This window comes from Hydrogenophaga aromaticivorans, assembly GCF_013387465.1.
GTDB classification, from domain to species: domain Bacteria; phylum Pseudomonadota; class Gammaproteobacteria; order Burkholderiales; family Burkholderiaceae_C; genus Hydrogenophaga; species Hydrogenophaga aromaticivorans.
The window spans coordinates 173755-190163 of sequence record NZ_VYGV01000025.1 but is presented as its reverse complement, the minus strand read 5'-3'; the positions used below and the strand labels follow the sequence as shown (position 1 = coordinate 190163).

Annotated in this window: 16 protein-coding genes; 3 read left to right on the top strand and 13 right to left on the bottom strand. The window is 66.7% G+C overall.

Translation table 11 applies throughout. The annotated features are described in order from the left end of the window. Positions 1–65: 65 nt before the first annotated feature. The 11 genes from F3K02_RS22980 to F3K02_RS22930 all read right to left on the bottom strand — a co-directional run bounded on the left by F3K02_RS22980 (position 66) and on the right by F3K02_RS22930 (position 13096). On the bottom strand, positions 66–2072 hold the full coding sequence (locus tag F3K02_RS22980) for a 3-deoxy-D-manno-octulosonic acid kinase (RefSeq protein WP_177138340.1): 2007 nt from the start codon (positions 2070–2072) through the stop codon (positions 66–68). Then, positions 2069–2809: a glycosyltransferase gene (locus tag F3K02_RS22975; protein WP_177138337.1), complete on the bottom strand. Its 741-nt coding sequence runs from the start codon at positions 2807–2809 to the stop codon at positions 2069–2071. Before F3K02_RS22975 ends, F3K02_RS22980 begins: the two co-directional genes overlap by 4 nt. 63 nt (positions 2810–2872) lie before the next feature. Then, positions 2873–4234 (bottom strand): TolC family outer membrane protein, encoded by a 1362-nt coding sequence (locus F3K02_RS22970; RefSeq protein ID WP_177138335.1) that lies wholly within the window; start codon positions 4232–4234, stop codon positions 2873–2875. A gap of 44 nt (positions 4235–4278) precedes the next feature. Further along, positions 4279–4626 (bottom strand): rhodanese-like domain-containing protein, encoded by a 348-nt coding sequence (locus tag F3K02_RS22965; RefSeq protein WP_177138332.1) that lies wholly within the window; start codon positions 4624–4626, stop codon positions 4279–4281. Between the two features lie 38 nt (positions 4627–4664). After that, a complete protein-coding gene (locus tag F3K02_RS22960; protein ID WP_177138330.1) occupies positions 4665–5360 on the bottom strand; it encodes a protein-L-isoaspartate O-methyltransferase family protein in 696 nt (231 codons plus the stop codon). Positions 5361–5402: 42 nt separating this feature from the next. After that, positions 5403–8597, bottom strand: a complete 3195-nt coding sequence (locus F3K02_RS22955; RefSeq protein ID WP_177138328.1) for an efflux RND transporter permease subunit — start codon at positions 8595–8597, stop codon at positions 5403–5405. Positions 8598–8607: 10 nt separating this feature from the next. Beyond that, a complete protein-coding gene (locus F3K02_RS22950) occupies positions 8608–9804 on the bottom strand; it encodes an efflux RND transporter periplasmic adaptor subunit (protein ID WP_177138327.1) in 1197 nt (398 codons plus the stop codon). Beyond that, positions 9801–10475 carry a TetR/AcrR family transcriptional regulator gene (locus F3K02_RS22945; RefSeq protein WP_177138325.1) on the bottom strand — a complete coding sequence of 225 codons (675 nt, stop codon included), beginning with the start codon at positions 10473–10475 and terminating at the stop codon, positions 9801–9803. Before F3K02_RS22945 ends, F3K02_RS22950 begins: the two co-directional genes overlap by 4 nt. A gap of 123 nt (positions 10476–10598) precedes the next feature. After that, entirely contained in the window at positions 10599–12083 is a 1485-nt protein-coding gene (locus tag F3K02_RS22940) for a potassium/proton antiporter (RefSeq protein ID WP_177138323.1), read from the bottom strand. 93 nt (positions 12084–12176) lie between these two features. After that, the gene (locus F3K02_RS22935) at positions 12177–12710 is read right to left on the bottom strand and encodes an SRPBCC family protein (RefSeq protein WP_177138321.1); all 534 of its coding nucleotides are present in this window, start codon (positions 12708–12710) and stop codon (positions 12177–12179) included. Next, entirely contained in the window at positions 12707–13096 is a 390-nt protein-coding gene (locus F3K02_RS22930; protein WP_425485635.1) for an ArsR/SmtB family transcription factor, read from the bottom strand. Before F3K02_RS22930 ends, F3K02_RS22935 begins: the two co-directional genes overlap by 4 nt. A gap of 71 nt (positions 13097–13167) precedes the next feature. On the opposite strand from F3K02_RS22930, the gene F3K02_RS22925 reads away from it, so the two are divergent. Both F3K02_RS22925 and F3K02_RS22920 read left to right on the top strand, forming a co-directional pair. Continuing rightward, positions 13168–13617 carry a DUF2267 domain-containing protein gene (locus tag F3K02_RS22925; protein WP_343067139.1) on the top strand — a complete coding sequence of 150 codons (450 nt, stop codon included), beginning with the start codon at positions 13168–13170 and terminating at the stop codon, positions 13615–13617. After that, the gene (locus tag F3K02_RS22920; protein WP_177138317.1) at positions 13614–14126 is read left to right on the top strand and encodes a GNAT family N-acetyltransferase; all 513 of its coding nucleotides are present in this window, start codon (positions 13614–13616) and stop codon (positions 14124–14126) included. Before F3K02_RS22925 ends, F3K02_RS22920 begins: the two co-directional genes overlap by 4 nt. A gap of 38 nt (positions 14127–14164) precedes the next feature. Here the strand turns inward: F3K02_RS22920 and F3K02_RS22915 are convergent, their stop codons facing one another. Both F3K02_RS22915 and F3K02_RS22910 read right to left on the bottom strand, forming a co-directional pair. After that, positions 14165–14353, bottom strand: coding sequence for a prevent-host-death protein (locus F3K02_RS22915; protein ID WP_177138315.1), 189 nt, complete (start codon positions 14351–14353; stop codon positions 14165–14167). Between the two features lie 511 nt (positions 14354–14864). Continuing rightward, a complete protein-coding gene (locus F3K02_RS22910; protein ID WP_177138313.1) occupies positions 14865–16052 on the bottom strand; it encodes an acyl-CoA dehydrogenase in 1188 nt (395 codons plus the stop codon). A gap of 108 nt (positions 16053–16160) precedes the next feature. Here F3K02_RS22910 and F3K02_RS27705 point away from each other — a divergent pair. Next, the coding region (locus tag F3K02_RS27705) for a LysR family transcriptional regulator (RefSeq protein WP_177138310.1) at positions 16161–16409 on the top strand (249 nt) is incomplete at its 3' end.

The window sequence follows — 16409 nt, the reverse complement described above, 5'->3', positions numbered from 1 at the left end:
CGTCCCGGGGGTCTCCAATGCATGCGGCATCCAGGTAGGCGAGAACTTGCCCGACTTCCAGGGTTTTAGGCAACGCTGCTCGCAGTGTCTCCGTAGCCGCTGGTCAATGCCTCCCAGCAGGCTTCTTCCCAGAAGAACGACGCGCGTTTGCGCTTTTCCTTGCGCAAGGAGCGCAGCAGCCGATCGAGGTTCTGCTGTTTCCAGTGGTGTTCCCCCCGGATCCCGCATTTGTCGAAATCCACGATCCAGGCGCGCCCGCTGTCGTCGAGCAGCAGGTTGTGGCAATTCAGGTCGGAATGGAACACCTGTCGGTCGTGCATCTGACGGATGGCACGACCCAATGCCTGCCATTCCTCCCCGCTCAGTGGCGCCTGTGACAGGCGCTGAGCCACGTTCTGCGTGCCCGGAATCATGGCCACCACGATGTCGGCGGTGTACCACCAGCCGTGGCGCAGCTGCCTGGCCGCCACCGGCGTCGGCACCGGGAGTGCCCAGGCTTGCATGTGGCGCAGCAGCGCGTATTCACCCAGGGCCCGGCTGTCCTGGGGGCGGCTGCGCCAGTAGCGGTCGGGGCTCAGCCGCGCCATCAGTCCGCCGCGCCGGTAGTGGCGCAACACCACGTCGAGACCTTCGAGCACCATCCGGTGGGCCTGGCCGCGACCGCTGCCGGTGGCCAGCGCGGTGCTGCCGTTTTCGGGTTCAAACAGGGTGGGGGAGCAGGCCTTGAGAAGCACCGGGTCGTGCCACAGGGTCTGGTTCGTCAACGACTGTTGCACCACAGGGGACAACAAGCCGGGCCGCGTGGGTTGCCACAAGGGTCTGAGTGCCTGCAGGCTGCGCTGGCTGCTGCCTTGTTGCCGCTCCACAAAGTGACGCGCCTGTTCGCCCTTGCTGGCGAGCTGGACCGGCTGATCCAGCCACTGTCCGGCAAGCTCCAGCAGGGATTGCGCCGATGTGATGCGTTCTCCGATGCCGTGGCTCTGGATCTCCTGGTAGAGACGCTGGAAGTGCTGCGTGTGCGGGCCGAACAGCACGGGTTTGCCGCAAGCCAGTGCTTCGAGGGCGTTGTGTCCACCGATGGCGGCCAGGCTGCCACCGATGAAGCACACGCTGGCGTGCGCGTACCAGAGGCCGAGTTCGCCCATGGTGTCGGCCAGGTACACACCCGCTTCCGGTGCCAGCGTTTCCTGCCGGCTGCGTCGGGCATAGGGCAGCCCCGCCTGATCAATCAGCCGGGCGACCGCATCGAAGCGTTCGGGGTGTCGGGGCACCAGGATCAGGGCGCTGCCGGGATGGTGCGCCGCAAAATCCGGCCAGGCTGCCAGCAAGGCGTCTTCTTCACCATCGTGGGTGCTGCCGGCAACGACCACCGTGCGCCCCTGCAGCCAGGGCAGTTCCTGCGAGCCGGTCGCCGCAACGGGTTGGTCAAATTTCAGGTTGCCGGTTTCGAGCAAACGCTCAGCGGGTACGCCCAGGGCCCGCAGGCGCTCGGTGGTCGGGGTGTCGGCCGTCGCCACCAAGGCGAGCTGCGCCCAGACCGGCTGCATCAGGGCCTGCCAGCGCCGGTAGGACTTCGCAGACGCCTCCGACAACCGGGCGTTGACCAGCGCCACGGGGATCGAGCGCTCGCGGCATTGCAGCAGCAGTTCGGGCCACAACTCGCGCTCCACCAGCACCACCAGTTGGGGTTGCAGGCGGTCCAGAAACCGGGCCGTTGCACCGGGCGTGTCGATGGGAAAAAAGACGTGCTGGATGGCATCGCCCCAGTGGCTGCGCAACTGGCGCGCGCCGGTGGGCGACTGGGTGCTGACGGTGATCGTGTGGTCGGGCCATTCCTGGCGAAGCGCCTCGATCAGGGGGCGTGCGGCCTGCACTTCGCCGACCGATGCCGCATGGATCAGCAGACCGCCCAACGAGGCGGGCGCAGGCTCGATGAAGCCGAGCCGCTGTGCCAGGCCTTGCCGGTAGCCGCCATCCTTGCGGCCCCGCCACCAGAGCCAGGCCAGCATCGGCAGCGCCAGCCCTCTCAGCAGCAGCCGGTAGCCCCGGTGCGCCAGCGGGACGGCCTTCAACGCCAATGGTCGGCGACCCATTGGGTCGGCAGCACGCGCCGGTACCACTTGCCACTGACGCCGGCGATCGCGTCGGGCGGGTTGGGCTTGCCGTGGAAGGCGATGATGCGTGCGCCTTCGGGGATGGTGGGTGGCAGGAACCAGCCCATGATGCCGCCGCGCAGGCAGTGGCGCTTGAAACTGCGGCACCAGGTGTCGGGCCAGTAGCTGAGCTTGCCCTGGCGCGCCAGATAAAGCGTGATGAACTCCTGCTCGTTGCGCACGGAGCTGATCGAGGCCGGGTAGTCGTTCTTCAGGTGTTCCAGCGCGTCGGCGTGGGCGCCGATGGTGTAGACATAGCAGGAGGTGTTGCCCGTGCCGTCTTTCTTGTCCCATTCCTTGATCACGGTGAACTCGCCGGGCTGTTCAAAGAACGGGTCCAGGCTGTCCAGGATGACGATGTCCAGGTCGAGAAACAGCGTGCGGCCCTGCAGGTCGTAGAGCGGGCTGGCGAAGCTGGTGAGCTTGAGCCAGCCGTGGCCGAAGGTCCAGGGTTTGCGCTGGTCGAACTCGTCGAAGCCGACCATCGGAATCGGTTTGACTTCGATCGCCGGGTCGATGCCGGCGCCGTCGTCGGTCAGGCAGACGAAGCGGAACGGCCGGTGCAGGTGGCGGCTGACCATGCTGTGCAGTTTGTTGACGTACTCGGGGCCGTATTTCTTGCCCCATTTGATGCACAGCACATTGACCGCTTGCATGAATCACCCTTCACTGGACCGCGCAGCCGCGGGCGACATGCCCGGCCGGCGAGGTGCCGCAGTTTACCGCGCGAGGAGGGCGTTGATGGGCTGCAGGTCTTCGGCCTTGAGAAGGCCGCCAGCCTGCTTCAGACGCAGCTGGCCCACCAGCACGTTGTAGCGTGCCTGGGCCAGATCGCGCTTGGTCTGGAAGAGCTGGCTCTGGGCGTTGAGCACGTCGATGTTGATGCGCACGCCCACCTGGTAGCCCAGCTGGTTGGCGTCGAGCGCGCTCTGGCTGGAGGCCTCGGCGGCTTCCAGCGCCTTGACCTGGCTCAGGCCCGAGAGCACACCGAAGTAGGCGCTGCGCGTGGCCTGGCCGATGTTGCGCAGGGCCGTCTCGCGGTCGGCTCGGGCCTTTTCCACCAGCGCCACGGTTTCCTTGACGCGGTTTTCAATGGCATGGCCGGCGTACAGCGGCAGGTTGAACTGCAGCCCGACGCTGGCGGTGTTGGTGCGCACGTTGCCGGCCGTGGGCATCGTGGTGCTGGGGCCGCGTGCGACCTCGTACTGGCCCACCAGATCCAGCGTGGGCTTGTGACCGGCCTGTGCTTTCTTGACTTCCAGCTCGGCGATGTCAAAGCCCCGGATGGCCTGGCGCACCAGGGGATGCTCGCGCTGCGCCTGCATCACCCAGGCTTCGGGATCGGCGGGCTGCACCGGCTCCAGCGCAACGGCGCTCACCAGGGGTTTGGGGCTGGTGTTGTCTTTGCCGACCAATTGATCGAGCGCCAGCTTCTTCACCCGCAGGTCGTTGCTGGCGGCGATCTCCTGCGCCAGCACGAGGTCGTAGCGGGCCTGGGCTTCGCGCGAATCGGTGACGGTGGTGGTGCCCACTTCGAAGTTGCGCTTGGCAGATGCCAGCTGTTCCGCCACGGCGGCTTTCTGGGCCAGCACGAAGGTCAGCGTGTCTTGCGCTGCGACCACGTCGAAGTACGCCTGTGCTGTGCGCACGATCAGGTCCTGCTCGGCCGCGTCCAGCTGGGCCTTGGCCACGTCGATCGACAGCTGGCCCTGCTCGTTGGTCAGGCGGTTGGCGGGGCGGTACAGGGGCTGGCTGGCAGAAAGCGCCAGGTTCTGGCTGTCGGCACTGCGACTGCCAGCCGCTGCGCTGCTGTCCACGTTCGCCCAATTGACGCCGGCGCCCAGGCCGGCCTGGGGCAGCAAGCCCGCCTTGGCCTGATCGGCCTTGGCGAGATTGGCCTCGTACTGCGCGCGCGCCGCCTGCACGGTGGTGTCAAACCCCCGCGCCATGTCGTAGAGCTCGACCAGGCTTTGCGCCTGCGCGCCGCCGGACACACCCAGTGCCAGCAAGGCCGCCAGCGCGAGCGGCTTCAGGGAAAGCGGGCGCAGCTTCAACGGGTTGGGAGCGGACAGGGCGGTCATGGGAGTTCCTTTGGATAACAGGCGCGGAATGCAGGGTGGCGGTTTCAGTACACCGGCACGGACGGATCCCGCTCGCGGGCCCAGGCGTTGATGCCGCCGTGGATGTTCACCACTTCGGAGAAACCGTTCTGCATCAGGAAGTGCACCACCTGCGCACTGCGCGCGCCATGGTGACACAGGCAGGCCACGGGTTGGTTGCGGTCGAGTTCCAGGTAGCGTGCCGGCACACTGCGCATGGGCATGTGGACCAGATCAAAACCATCGGGCTTGACGGCTGCGGTCTGGAGCTCCCAGGGCTCGCGCACGTCGAGCACGACCGGGCGCAGGTCCGGCGACTTCGAGCGGGCCTGTTCAAGCCACTCGGTGAGTTGGGTGGGGTGGATGGAGATCATGGGGTCGGACCTGTGAGCGTTTCCGCGGGTGTGCTGGCTCAGAACTGGAAGCGAGAAGGCTCGGGGAAGTTCCGCAGGCGCGGCGCCAGGCTGTCCCAGGGCTGGGCGGTGACGAACGACGCTTCGCCGGTGCGCGTGACGATGGTGGCGCGCATGACGGGCTCGTTGCCCACGATGGCGGCCAGGCGGCCACCGGGGGCCAGCAGCGAGAGCAGGGCGGGCGGCACTTCGGCCACCGAACCGCTGAGCAGGATCACGTTCCACGGTGCTTCGGTGGCGCAGGCGGCGAAGTTGTTGGCGGCGGCATCGGTCACGCGCACTTCGGCGTTGGTGAAGCCGGCCTTCTGCAGGTTTTCACGCGCGGTGCGCGCGAGGGCTTCGTTGATCTCCAGCGACACCACGCGCTGCGCCAGGCTGGCGAGCAAGGCCGCCATGAAGCCGCTGCCGGCGCCGATCTCCAGCACCTTGTCGGTCGGCTGGATGGCCAGGTCCTGCAGCAGGCGGGCTTCCACGCGCGGCGCCAGCATGGTTTCGCCGTCCACGGCCGGCTGCCCCAACGGCAGTTCCATGTCGACGAAGGCCAGCGCCTTGTGGGCGGCGGGCACGAAGTCCTCGCGGCGCATGCGGGCCAGCAAGGCCAGCACCTGGGGGTCGAGCACCTCCCAGGGGCGGATCTGCTGCTCGATCATGTTGAAGCGAGCCTGGTCGAAGCTGGTGGGGGTCTGAGAAGTCATGTTTGATACTCCGGTGGGTATATTAGCCGATCCTGATGCATTTTACTGAGCGCCACCCGCTGTGGCCCTGACGGGCGTGCTGTCATCGGTGTGACCCGCACCGAACAGGCGGCCCAGCCAGCGCGCGAAATCGTCCATGTAGCAGTACACCACGGGCACCACCACCAGCGTCAGCAGCGACGAGGTGATGACGCCGCCGATCACCGCCTGGCCCATGGGCGCGCGCTGCTCCGAGCCCTCGGTGAGGGCAAACGCCAGCGGCACCATGCCGAACACCATGGCCAGCGTGGTCATGAGGATGGGGCGCAGCCGCACCCTGGCGGCCAGCAGCAGGGCGCTTTCGCGGTCCAGCGGCGCGGCGCCATCCAGCCCGCGGCGCGCGCGGATGGCGAAGTCCACCAGCAGGATGGCGTTTTTCGTCACCAGGCCCATCAGCAGCACGATGCCGATGACCGAGAACATGCTCATGGTCGAGCCGAACATCAGCAGTGTGAGCACCACGCCGATCAGCGTGAGCGGCAGCGCCGTCATGAGCGCGAGCGGCTGCAGGAAGCTCTGGAACTGGCTGGCCAGGATCATGTAGATGAAGATGATCGCCAGCGCGAGCGCCGACACCGCGTAGCCGAACGATTCCTGCATGTTCTTGGTCGAGCCACCGAATTCGTAGCGGTAGCCCGGTGGCATGGCAATGGTGTCGAGCACCTGGCGGATGTCGGCTGACACATCGCCCGCCGAGCGGCCGAACACGTTGGCGTTGATCGCCACCTCGCGGTTGAGGTTGCGGCGGTTGATCTGGTTGGGTCCGGTCGATTCCACCACCTGCGCCACCTGGCCCAGGCGCACCACGCGCGCGCTGCCATCGGCGGCGGTGCCGACCACAAAGGGCAGTTGCTCCAGGTCGCTGGTGCGCGCGCGCTGCTCGGGCGCCAGGCGCACGTTCACGTCGTAGCTCTCGCCGTCCGCGGCGCGCCAGTTGCCCACCGTCTGACCCGCCACCAGGGTGCGCAGGCTGCTCGCCACGGCGGCGCCGTTCAGCCCGGCGTCGGACGCGATCTCGCGCCGCATCACCACGTCCACCGTCGGCTTGTCGGGCTTGACGCTGGCGTCCAGGTCGACCAGGCCGACGATGGGGCGGATGCGCTCCATCACCTGCGCGGTCAGGCGTTCCAGCTCGGCGAGGTCGTCGCCTTGCAGCGAAAACTCGATCTGCTTGTTGCCACCCACCGGGTCGAGCAGGCCGGCGTGGGTCACGTTGATGCCGGGCACGGTGCGCAGGCGCTCGCGCAGTTTCGCGGCCATGGCGTCGGCGTTGATGCTTCGGTCCTTGCGGTCCACCAGGCGCACGTAGACGCTGGCGTACATGGTGCCCTGGGCGTTGCCGGTGTTGATGGTGGAGAGCGTGTACTTGACCTCGGGGAATTCGCGCAGGATGCCTTCGACCTGCCGCGTCTTGGCCTCGGTGGCTTCGAGCGAGGAACCGACCGGCGTGTGGAACGAGAGCGAGGTTTCGGAGAAGTCGGCCTTGGGCACGAACTCGGTGCCCAGCAGGGGCACCATGAACAGGCTGCTCACGAAGACGACCAGCGCCAGGCCCAGCGTGGCCAGCTTGTGCTGCAGCGACCAGCGCAGGGTGCCCTGGTAGAGCTCGGTCAGGTCGTCCTGCACGCGGTCGAACCAGCCGGTGACGCGGCCAATGGTCTTGTCGTACAGCGTGACCGGTGCGGCGTGTTGGCCGTGTTTTTCGATCTCGGGGTCGTGCCAGACCGAGGACAGCATGGGGTCGAGCGTGAAGCTCACGAACATGGAGATCAGCACCGCGGCCACCATGGTGATGCCGAACTCGTGGAAGAACTTGCCGATGATGCCGCCCATGAAGCCGATGGGCAGGAACACCGCCACGATGGACAGCGTGGTCGCGAGCACCGCCAGGCCGATCTCCTGCGTGCCGTCCATGGCAGCGTCGAACGGGCGCTTGCCCATCTGCACATGGCGCACGATGTTCTCGCGCACCACGATGGCATCGTCGATCAGCAGGCCCACCGACAGCGTGAGCGCCATCAGCGTGATCATGTTGATCGTGAAGCCGAACAGGTTCATGAAGAAGAAAGTGCCGATGACCGAGATCGGCAGCGTGAGGCCCGTGATCACGGTCGAGCGCCACGAGTTCAGGAACAGGAACACGATCAGCACGGTCAGCAGCGCGCCTTCGATCAGCGTGCGGCGCACGTTGTCCACCGACACGCGGATCGGTCGCGAGCCGTCGGCGATCGGCTCCAGGCGCACGCCCGGCGGCAGTTCGGCCTGGAGCGATGTGATGGTGGCCTTGAGACCGTCGGTCACCGCAATGGTGTTCTCGTCCTGCGCCTTCTGCACCTGCAGCAGCAACGTGCGCTGGCCGTTGTAGAGCGCGAGGCTTTCCACCTCTTCCGTGCCATCGCTCACGCGCGCCACCTGGGTCAGGCGCACCGCGCTGCCGCCGCGGCGCGCCACGATGATGTCTTCAAAATCCTGGGGGTTCTGCAGCCGTGAGAGCACCTGCACCACGCGGTCGCGCTCGGTGGTCTTGAGCGTGCCCACCGGCAGGTCCTGGTTTTCGTTGCGCACCGCGGTGGTGATCTGCTCGGCGGTGATGCCCAGCGCCTCCATGGCGGCCGGGTCCAGGTCGATGTTCACCGCGCGCCGCGTGCCACCCACCAGCGTCACCGAGCCCACACCGCGCACGTTTTCCATGCGTTTCTTGAGCGTCTGTTCGGCCCAGGTTGTGAGTTCAACCGCCGAGGGCGCTTTCCCATGGACAGCTTCGGGCAGGACAGCGACCGACCAGATCGAACGCGCCGCCGGGTCGAAGCGCAGCACGCGCGGTTCCTTCACGTCGGTGCGGAAGGTCGGGCGCAGGATGGCGATTTTTTCGCGCACATCTTCGGCCGCCTTGCGACCGTCGATGTGCAGCTGGAATTCGATGATGACGACCGACTGGCCTTCGTAGCTGCGCGAGGTGAGGGTGTTCACGCCCGCGATCGCGTTGACCGCTTCCTCCACCTTCTTCGTGACCTCGCTCTCCACGATCTCGGGCGAGGCGCCGGGGTATTCGGTGGTGATCACCACCACCGGGAAGTCGATGTTGGGGAACTGGTCCACCTTCAGGCGCTGGAAGGAGAACAGCCCGAGCACCACGAAGGCCACCATCACCATGGTGGCAAAGACCGGATTGCGCAGCGAGATCTGGGTGAACCACATGGCGCTGGGCTCAGTGCGAAACGGTGGATGTCGCCGGTGCGGTGGCCGCGGCGGTGGGGCCTGTCAGGGTCACCGCGGTGCCCTCGCGGATCAGGCCGGCCTGCACCCGCAGCAGCGTGGTGCCCACGGGCGCCAGCGCCACGCCGTCGATCACCAGCATGGGCTCGCCGTCGAGCAGGCCCTGGCGACCCAGCACCACCGGCACGTGGACAATCTTGCCGTCCGTGACGGTCTGGATGTAGGGCTGCGGCTTGTCGTTGCGCACCGCCGAGAGTGGCACCGCCGGCGCGTTCAGCTGGCCGGTGACGATCTGGCCCTGGGCGAACAGCCCTTGCCGCATGCCCGCGACCGCCGGCACCCGCAGGTACACCAGCACGCTGCGGCTGCCCGCCTGCACGCTGGGGTTGATGCGCGCCACGGTGGCGTCCACCGGCTGGGCCAGGCCTTCGACCGTGAGCCGGGCCTTCTGGCCAGGCACCACGGCCATGGCGTCGGCCGGGGCCAGCGCGGCTTCGAGTTCGAAGCCGGAGAGGTCCACCACCTCCAGCACACGGGCGTCAAGCGCCACCCGCTCTCCGTTCTGCACCAGCCGGGCCGACACCTGGCCGGTCAGCGGCGAGCGCAGCGTGGTGTCGCCCAGCGCCTTGCGCGCGATGTCCAGCGCCGCCAGGGCGGCCAGGTGGGTGGCTTCGGCCGCGGCCAGGTTGTTGCTGGTGGTTTCCAGCGCGGTGGCCGAGATGAAGCCTTGTTTCACCAGCGACTGGTTGTTCTCCAGCGCGCGGCGCGCGATGGCCACCTGCGCCTGCGCCGACTTCGCCTGCTGCTCGGCCTGGCGCACACGCGCCTGCGCGTCGGTGCTGTCGATGCGCGCGACCACCTCGCCCGCGCTCACGCTCTCGCCTTCGCGCTTCTGCAGGCCCTGCAATTCGCCCGCGACCTTGGCCTTGATGGCCGCGGTCTGCAGCGCCTTGAGCGCACCCGACACGCCCACCGCCTGAGAAAGCGCCAGCGTCCGCACGGTCGTCACATCCTGCGGCGCCAGCTGGTACACCGGCGCCTGCTGCATGGCCGCGGCCGCGGCGTTGGCGGCTTCACTCTGCAGCTTGCGCTTGTTCAGCGCACGCGCCACACCCAGGCCAATGGCCAGCACCAGGGCGGCGAGCAGCAGCCATTTCAGCCAGGTGGAACGGGTCGTGCGTGGGTTCATGACGTGGGACTTTTGTGTGTGTTGTCGGGCGTTGCCAGCAAGCCGTTCAGCAGCAGGCCGACCTGGCTGTCGATGAAGGCCACCGGCTCGATCCGCTGCGAGGCCGGGCAGCACGGCGCCATGGAGTGTTTCCACATCAGCAGGAAGATCATGGGCGCGATGAGGCTGTAGACCGCGTACTCCAGCTCCATCGGACGGAACTCGCCGCGGTCCATGCCGCGCTGCAGGATGCGCCGCAGCAGGTCGTGGCCGGGGCCGATCACCTCCTGCTGGTAGAACGCCGCGATCTCCGGGAACATGCCCGCCTCGCTCATCACCAGCTTGGTGATGCCCGAGGCCGCGGTCATGCCGATGCGCTCCCACCAGGATTGCATGCAGTAGCGCAGCAGCTCGGCGCTGCTGCCCTCGAACGCGTCCAGTTCTTCGTTCCACTCGCCAAAGCGCCCGGCGATGGTTTCGCGCACCACCGCCTTGAACAGCTCTTCCTTGCTCGGGAAATAGAGAAACAGCGTGCCCTTGGAGACGCCCGCGGCCGCGGCCACTTCTTCCACCCGCGTGGCGGCAAAACCTTTTTCAACGAACAGGGTGAGTGCGGCGTCCAGCAGCTCGCCCGGGCGCGCTTCCTTGCGGCGTTCGCGGCGCTGGCGTGGCGCCTCTTCAATGAGGGGCATGAGAGGGGGAGGGGAGGATGGCATGGGTTTAATGACCGGTGGGTTATTAATATAACCCATCACCGATCCCGCCTGCCTGGCCAGGGGTCCGACAAGCCTTGTTCCCGGCGCGCGCCGGAGCCTTCAGCCCAGCCTGATGCCCACGCGCGTGATGCGTTCGCCCGCCATCTCGCGCACGCTCACTTCGGCCTGCCCGAGCAGGGTGCTGTCGCCCACCACCGGCGGGCGCTGCAGTTCACTGCGCAGCCAGGTGGCCAGGTCCTGGGACGCATCGGCCGGCAGCGGCAGGCCGTAGAAGGCGCAGAGGTTGTCCATCGAGGTACCGGCGTCCAGCACAAAGTCGCCATACACCAGCCGTGCCTGGGCCGCATCGCCCGGGTCGGGCAGGCTCACGCCCAGTCGCCGGGCGCTCCAGGCAATCGTCGACCCCTGCAGCAGCAGCGAAGTGAGCACCACCACAAACGCCACGTTGAAGAAGGTCTGCGCGCCCTGCACCCCGGCCATCACGGGGAACACCGCCAGCACGATCGGCACCGCGCCGCGCAGGCCCACCCACGAAATGAAGGTGATCTCGCGGGCGTTGAAGTGCAACGGCGCCAGGCACAGCCAGACCGACAGCGGCCGGGCCACCAGCATCAGCGCCAGCGACACGCCCAGCGCGGGCCACAGCGTGCGCAGCAGGCCGGTGGGCGTGACCAGCAGCCCCAGCAGCAGGAACATGCCCGCCTGGGAGAGCCAGGCGTAGCCGTCCATGGCGGACAGCGCCGCCCGCACCTGGCGCCGCGCCATGTTGCCCGTGATCACGCCCATGGCGTACACCGCCAGAAAACCCGAACCGCCCAGCCAGGTGGTGCCGGCAAACACCGTCAGCCCGGCCGAAACCACCAGCAGCGCACGGATGCCGCCGCCGCCGTCCACCCCGCGGCCCAGGCGCTTGAGCAGCTCGGCCAGCGCAAAGCCGCTGCCCATGCCCAGCGCGGCACCCCAGCCGAACTGCTGCAGCAGCGACAACAGCACGTCCAGCGCGGTCGGCCCGGCGACAGCGCCCGCCACCCCTTGCGCGGTGAGCGCCACGGTGATGAAGGTCAACGTCAGGTACACCGCCATCGGGTCGTTCATGCCCGACTCGATCTCCAGCGTGGCGGCCACGCGCTCGTTGAGCTTCACGCCCGACGACTTGAGCAGCGAAAACACCGCCGCCGCGTCGGTCGAGCCCACGATGGCGCCCACCAGCAAGGCCAGCGGCCAGCTCAGGTCCAGCAACCAGTAGGCCGCCGCTCCGGTGATGCCCGTGCAGACCACCACGCCGATGGTGGCCAGCAATATGGAAGGCTTCAAACCGGTGCGAAAGGTGCTGAAATCGGTGCGCAAGCCGCCGTCCAGCAGGATCACCGCCAGCGCCACGTTGCCGACCCAGAAACTCAGGCGGAAATCGTCAAAGACCAGCCCGCCTGGCCCGTCCACACCCGCGAGCGTGCCCACGACCAGAAACACCAGCAGAAACGAAAACCCCATGCGGGTCGACAACACACCCGCCAGCACGCTGATGAACACCAGCGAGGCGGCCACCAGGAGCGGCAGGGTGAGAAAGTCGAGCGACAGGGACATGCCCTGAAGCTAACAGAAAGCGTGCCAGTCTCATGGCGTGGGCGAGGGGCGCCAGGTGCATTTCTGATGCCCTCACCAGGCGGGCGCCTGGCCTCAGGCCGGCAGGCGTTGTTCGTAGACCTGCCGGAGCCGGGCCCAGCCTTCCCAGAACGGGGCTTTGGCCTCGCCCTTCAGGCTGGCGACGAGCAGGTCCAGGTGCATGTGCCAGCCGGCGCCGACCATGGTCAGCGTGCTGCGGTCGGGCAGGCGGCGGTGGACCACCGTCAGCAGCACCTGGTCGCCACGGGCCGCCAGCTCAAAGGACACATCGCCGCTGCCTTGCCAGGTGAATGCCAGCTTGCGCGGCGGGTCGAGTTCGGTGATGTGGCAGGGCATGCGCTGCTCTTCCGGGAACCCGGCGGGCCGCTGGCCGGGCGTGTCGGACAGCTCGTCGTTGCGCCAGACCAGTTCAAAAGGTGCACCGGTTTCCAGCGTCATCGTGCCGGCGGCCAGCCACTGGCGGCGCAACTCGCTCTCGGTGAGGTAGGCCCACACCCGCTCGATGGAGCCGGGCAGCAGGCGCTGCAGGGTGAGGGTGGCGGGCTCGGTCAGCACGCCGTAGTCGTCGGGGGCGGTCAGTTCGGTCATGGTGTATCTCCTTTGGGGGGTGAGGAAACGGGTGGGTGCTCCTGTTGCAGCAGCTCGTCGAGCAGGTCCAGACGCACGGTCCAGAAGGCTTCGTAGTAACGCAGCCACTCATTGGCGCTGGCGAGTGGCCCGGGGTTGAGGTGGCACACGTGCGTGCGTCCGCGCACCTCGCGGCGGATGAGCCCGGCGTTTTCCAGCGCCTTGACGTGTTTGGAAGCCGCCGCCAGCGAGATGGCGAAAGGCGCCGCCAATTCACCGACGGTGCGATCGGCCTGCGCGAGTTCGCGCAGCATCTGCCGGCGGGTCGCATCGCCCAGGGCGTGGAACACGGCGTCGAGTTGGGGGGTATTTAATTCAACCATGTGGTTGAATATGTCGACGTTCATCCAGATAGTCAACCACATGGTTGAATGATGGCTCACCCCGTTGCCCCAAGCTCCAGCAGGCTTCTCGCACCGTGGCACACTGCGCCGCCATGCCGCTGCCCTTTGAGTACCAGAACCCCACGCTGCAGTTCGAGCGCTTCATGGTCGACGCCCGCGACTGCGCCGGGCTGCCCACCACCAACATGGCCTGGAACATGGTGGTGGGTGTGCTGCACGCGTTCCGCAAACGCCTGACCGTCCCGCAGGCGCTCGCCTTTGCCGCTGTGCTGCCGCCCGTGATCCGCGCGCTCTTCATTGAAGACTGGCCCCTCGACCTGGCGCCGGTGCCCTTTGGCGGGCCGGCCGAGTGGCTGGCGGACGTGCGCGCCGTTCGCGCGGAGCACAACTTCTCGCCGGTCGATGCGGTCGTGTCCGTCGCCACCGCCCTTCGCCGGCACGTGGACGCTGCCGCCTTCGAACAGGTGCTGGCGCAGCTGCCGACCGAGGCCAGCCGGTACTGGCAGGCGAGGCCTGCCCAATGACACCCACCCGGCTTCAACTCCAGCGCTGGCAAGCACTCAACAGCGAACAGCAGCAATCCGTGCTGGCCCTGCACATCCCGCCCGAGCAGATCGAATTCGCCGGGACGATGGCGCAGGCGGTCGCGGTGGGCGAGGGCGCCAGCCTGGACGAAGTCGCCGGCCTGGCCGTGCTTCATGCCGAGGCGCAGGTCGGCTTCGTGGTGCTCTGCCGGGGTTCCCGGCTGCCGGCGTGGGCGCCCACCGGCGCCGTCGCCCTCAGGGCCATGCGCATCGACAGCCGCGAACAGGGCAAAGGTCACGGCAGACACGCGCTGGCCCTGGTGGAAACCTGGCTGGCGGAGCACTGGCCGGTTTGTCCACTGCTCGCGCTTTGCGTGGACGATCAGAACCTGGCCGCTCGGCGCGCCTACGAAGTGGCGGGGTTCACCGAGTACGCCGAGCCCAAGGCTGGGCGCATTGGGCTGGTGCGGTATTTGTCGAAGTCTTTGAGGGAGGCCGCAAGCGCATAACTACCGATGGCCGGTTCAGCACCACCGGCCGCTGGCGCTCAGCTTTCGTCGTCCAGCAGGCGCTGCAGTCCGTCTTCTGTCAGACCCTTCGCGGCGGCGCTGGCGGCGTTCTGCGCCAGCGTGTCCTGCAGGCGGTTTGTGTAGAAGTTGCGCATGGCCTCGTGCTGCACTTGGTCCAGGAACTCCTCAAGGCGGGGCTGTGCCTGGTTGCCGGTGTAGAAGATCATGTGTGGGCTCCGATGACGGCAGATGACTGAGAGAGGCGTTTGGCTTCACACCACCGTAGCTCATATTCAAGCGCCCGGCGGCGAAACACCAGAGGGAACATCATGAAGCGTGAAGAGGCAATGTCAAAAACTGAGAAACTTCGTCAGCTTGTCGATTGCTTTGGTGGCCCGTACTCAGCTGAGCATCTGGGGTTCAAGCGCATTTTGTTCTCACTGCGATCAGGGCCAGTTCAGGATTCCTGCTATCGGGAAAAGCTCGCTGACTTGGAGAACCAAGCAGACACGGGATGCAGTGTCCGAAAGTTCCAGAACCGAACAGGTGGGCTGCAACAAGTAAAGGTCTGAGCCCTCGGATCGCTCTCGGTTGTCGAGTCAATTGTTGAGCAGCATTGGCCCGAGAAGTAGGCGCGTGGAGTCTGGTGTCTTTCGTTTGGCCGGAAATATATGTCGACAAATGAAAACAAGAAGGGCTGCCAACGGCAGCCCTTCTTGTTTGGCGGAATGAACCCAATCAGTTCGCAAACGCCGCAATCCCCGTGATCGCCCGCCCCAGAATCAGCGCATGCACATCGTGCGTGCCTTCGTAGGTGTTCACCACTTCCAGGTTCACCAGGTGGCGGGCCACGCCGAATTCGTCGCTGATGCCGTTGCCACCCATCATGTCGCGCGCCATGCGGGCGATGTCGAGTGACTTGCCGCAGCTGTTGCGTTTGAGGATGCTGGTGATTTCCACCGCGGCGGTGCCTTCGTCCTTCATGCGGCCCAGGCGCAGGCAGCCTTGCAGGCCGAGGCTGATTTCGGTCAGCATGTCGGCCAGCTTTTTCTGGATCAGCTGGTTGGCGGCGAGCGGGCGGCCGAACTGCTGGCGGTCCATCACGTACTGGCGGGCGCGGAAGTAGCAGTCTTCTGCTGCGCCCAGCGCGCCCCAGGCGATGCCGTAGCGCGCGCTGTTCAGGCAGGTGAACGGTCCTTTCAGGCCGCGCACGTCCGGGAAGGCGTTTTCTTCCGGCACGAAGACTTCGTCCATGACGATCTCGCCGGTGATGCTCGCGCGCAGGCCGACCTTGCTGTGGATCGCGGGGGCGCTCAGGCCTTTCCAGCCTTTCTCGAGGATGAAGCCGCGGATCTGGCCGCCGTCGTCCTTGGCCCAGACCACGAACACGTCGGCGATCGGGCTGTTGGTGATCCACATCTTGGCGCCGGAGAGGCTGTAGCCGCCGTCCACCTTCTTGGCGCGGGTGACCATGCTGCCGGGGTCGCTGCCGTGGTTGGGTTCGGTCAGGCCGAAGCAGCCGATCCACTCGCCGGTGGCGAGCTTGGGCAGGTATTTCTGCTTCTGCGCTTCAGAGCCGAACTCGTTGATCGGCACCATCACCAGCGAGCTTTGCACGCTCATCATGCTGCGGTAGCCGGAGTCCACGCGCTCCACCTCGCGCGCCACCAGGCCGTAGCAGACGTAGTTGAGGCCGCTGCCGCCGTACTGTTCGGGGATGGTGGGGCCAAGCAGGCCGAGCTCGCCCATCTCGCGGAAGATGGCCGGATCGGTCTTCTCGTGGCGGAAGGCCTCGGTCACGCGGGGCAGCAGCTTCTCCTGGCAGTAGGCGTGGGCGGCGTCCTGCACCTGGCGCTCGTCGTCGGTGAGCTGCGCGCTCAAGTGGAACGGGTCTTCCCAGTTGAAGGTATTTTTGGGGGTGGCCATGGGGTGTCTCCGGGGCGGGTTGGAAGAGGGGTTTGACAGCGATTGTCGGTGCCTCATGAATAGCTGTCTAATATTGATTGCCGATTGATCAATACAAGTTGAATATTCATGGAGTTCCGTCACCTGCGCTGTTTCACCGTGCTCGCCGAGGAGTTGCACTTTGGCCGCGCGGCCCAGCGGCTGGCCATGACGCAGCCACCGCTGTCGATGAACATCCAGCAGCTCGAATTAAACCCTCTAAATGTGTATAAGAGAACGATGCCGCACTGGGCCGGCCCGCTGCCACCCAACGTGCAGAACGCGCCCCTGCTGGTGGAAGAGATCCGCGACCAGGTCGCAGGCTGGAAACCCGGCCAG

Excerpts from the sequence above, each read along its gene's own strand:
- F3K02_RS22975 (WP_177138337.1), bottom strand. The coding sequence starts at position 2,809 with ATGCAAGCGGTCAATGTGCTGTGCATCAAATGGGGCAAGAAATACGGC.
- F3K02_RS22970 (WP_177138335.1), bottom strand. The coding sequence starts at position 4,234 with ATGACCGCCCTGTCCGCTCCCAACCCGTTGAAGCTGCGCCCGCTTTCC.
- F3K02_RS22965 (WP_177138332.1), bottom strand. The coding sequence starts at position 4,626 with ATGATCTCCATCCACCCCACCCAACTCACCGAGTGGCTTGAACAGGCC.
- F3K02_RS22960 (WP_177138330.1), bottom strand. The coding sequence starts at position 5,360 with ATGACTTCTCAGACCCCCACCAGCTTCGACCAGGCTCGCTTCAACATG.
- F3K02_RS22955 (WP_177138328.1), bottom strand. The coding sequence starts at position 8,597 with ATGTGGTTCACCCAGATCTCGCTGCGCAATCCGGTCTTTGCCACCATG.
- F3K02_RS22950 (WP_177138327.1), bottom strand. The coding sequence starts at position 9,804 with ATGAACCCACGCACGACCCGTTCCACCTGGCTGAAATGGCTGCTGCTC.
- F3K02_RS22945 (WP_177138325.1), bottom strand. The coding sequence starts at position 10,475 with ATGCCCCTCATTGAAGAGGCGCCACGCCAGCGCCGCGAACGCCGCAAG.
- F3K02_RS22940 (WP_177138323.1), bottom strand. The coding sequence starts at position 12,083 with ATGTCCCTGTCGCTCGACTTTCTCACCCTGCCGCTCCTGGTGGCCGCC.
- F3K02_RS22935 (WP_177138321.1), bottom strand. The coding sequence starts at position 12,710 with ATGACCGAACTGACCGCCCCCGACGACTACGGCGTGCTGACCGAGCCC.
- F3K02_RS22930 (WP_425485635.1), bottom strand. The coding sequence starts at position 13,096 with ATGAACGTCGACATATTCAACCACATGGTTGAATTAAATACCCCCCAA.
- F3K02_RS22920 (WP_177138317.1), top strand. The coding sequence starts at position 13,614 with ATGACACCCACCCGGCTTCAACTCCAGCGCTGGCAAGCACTCAACAGC.
- F3K02_RS22915 (WP_177138315.1), bottom strand. The coding sequence starts at position 14,353 with ATGATCTTCTACACCGGCAACCAGGCACAGCCCCGCCTTGAGGAGTTC.
- F3K02_RS22910 (WP_177138313.1), bottom strand. The coding sequence starts at position 16,052 with ATGGCCACCCCCAAAAATACCTTCAACTGGGAAGACCCGTTCCACTTG.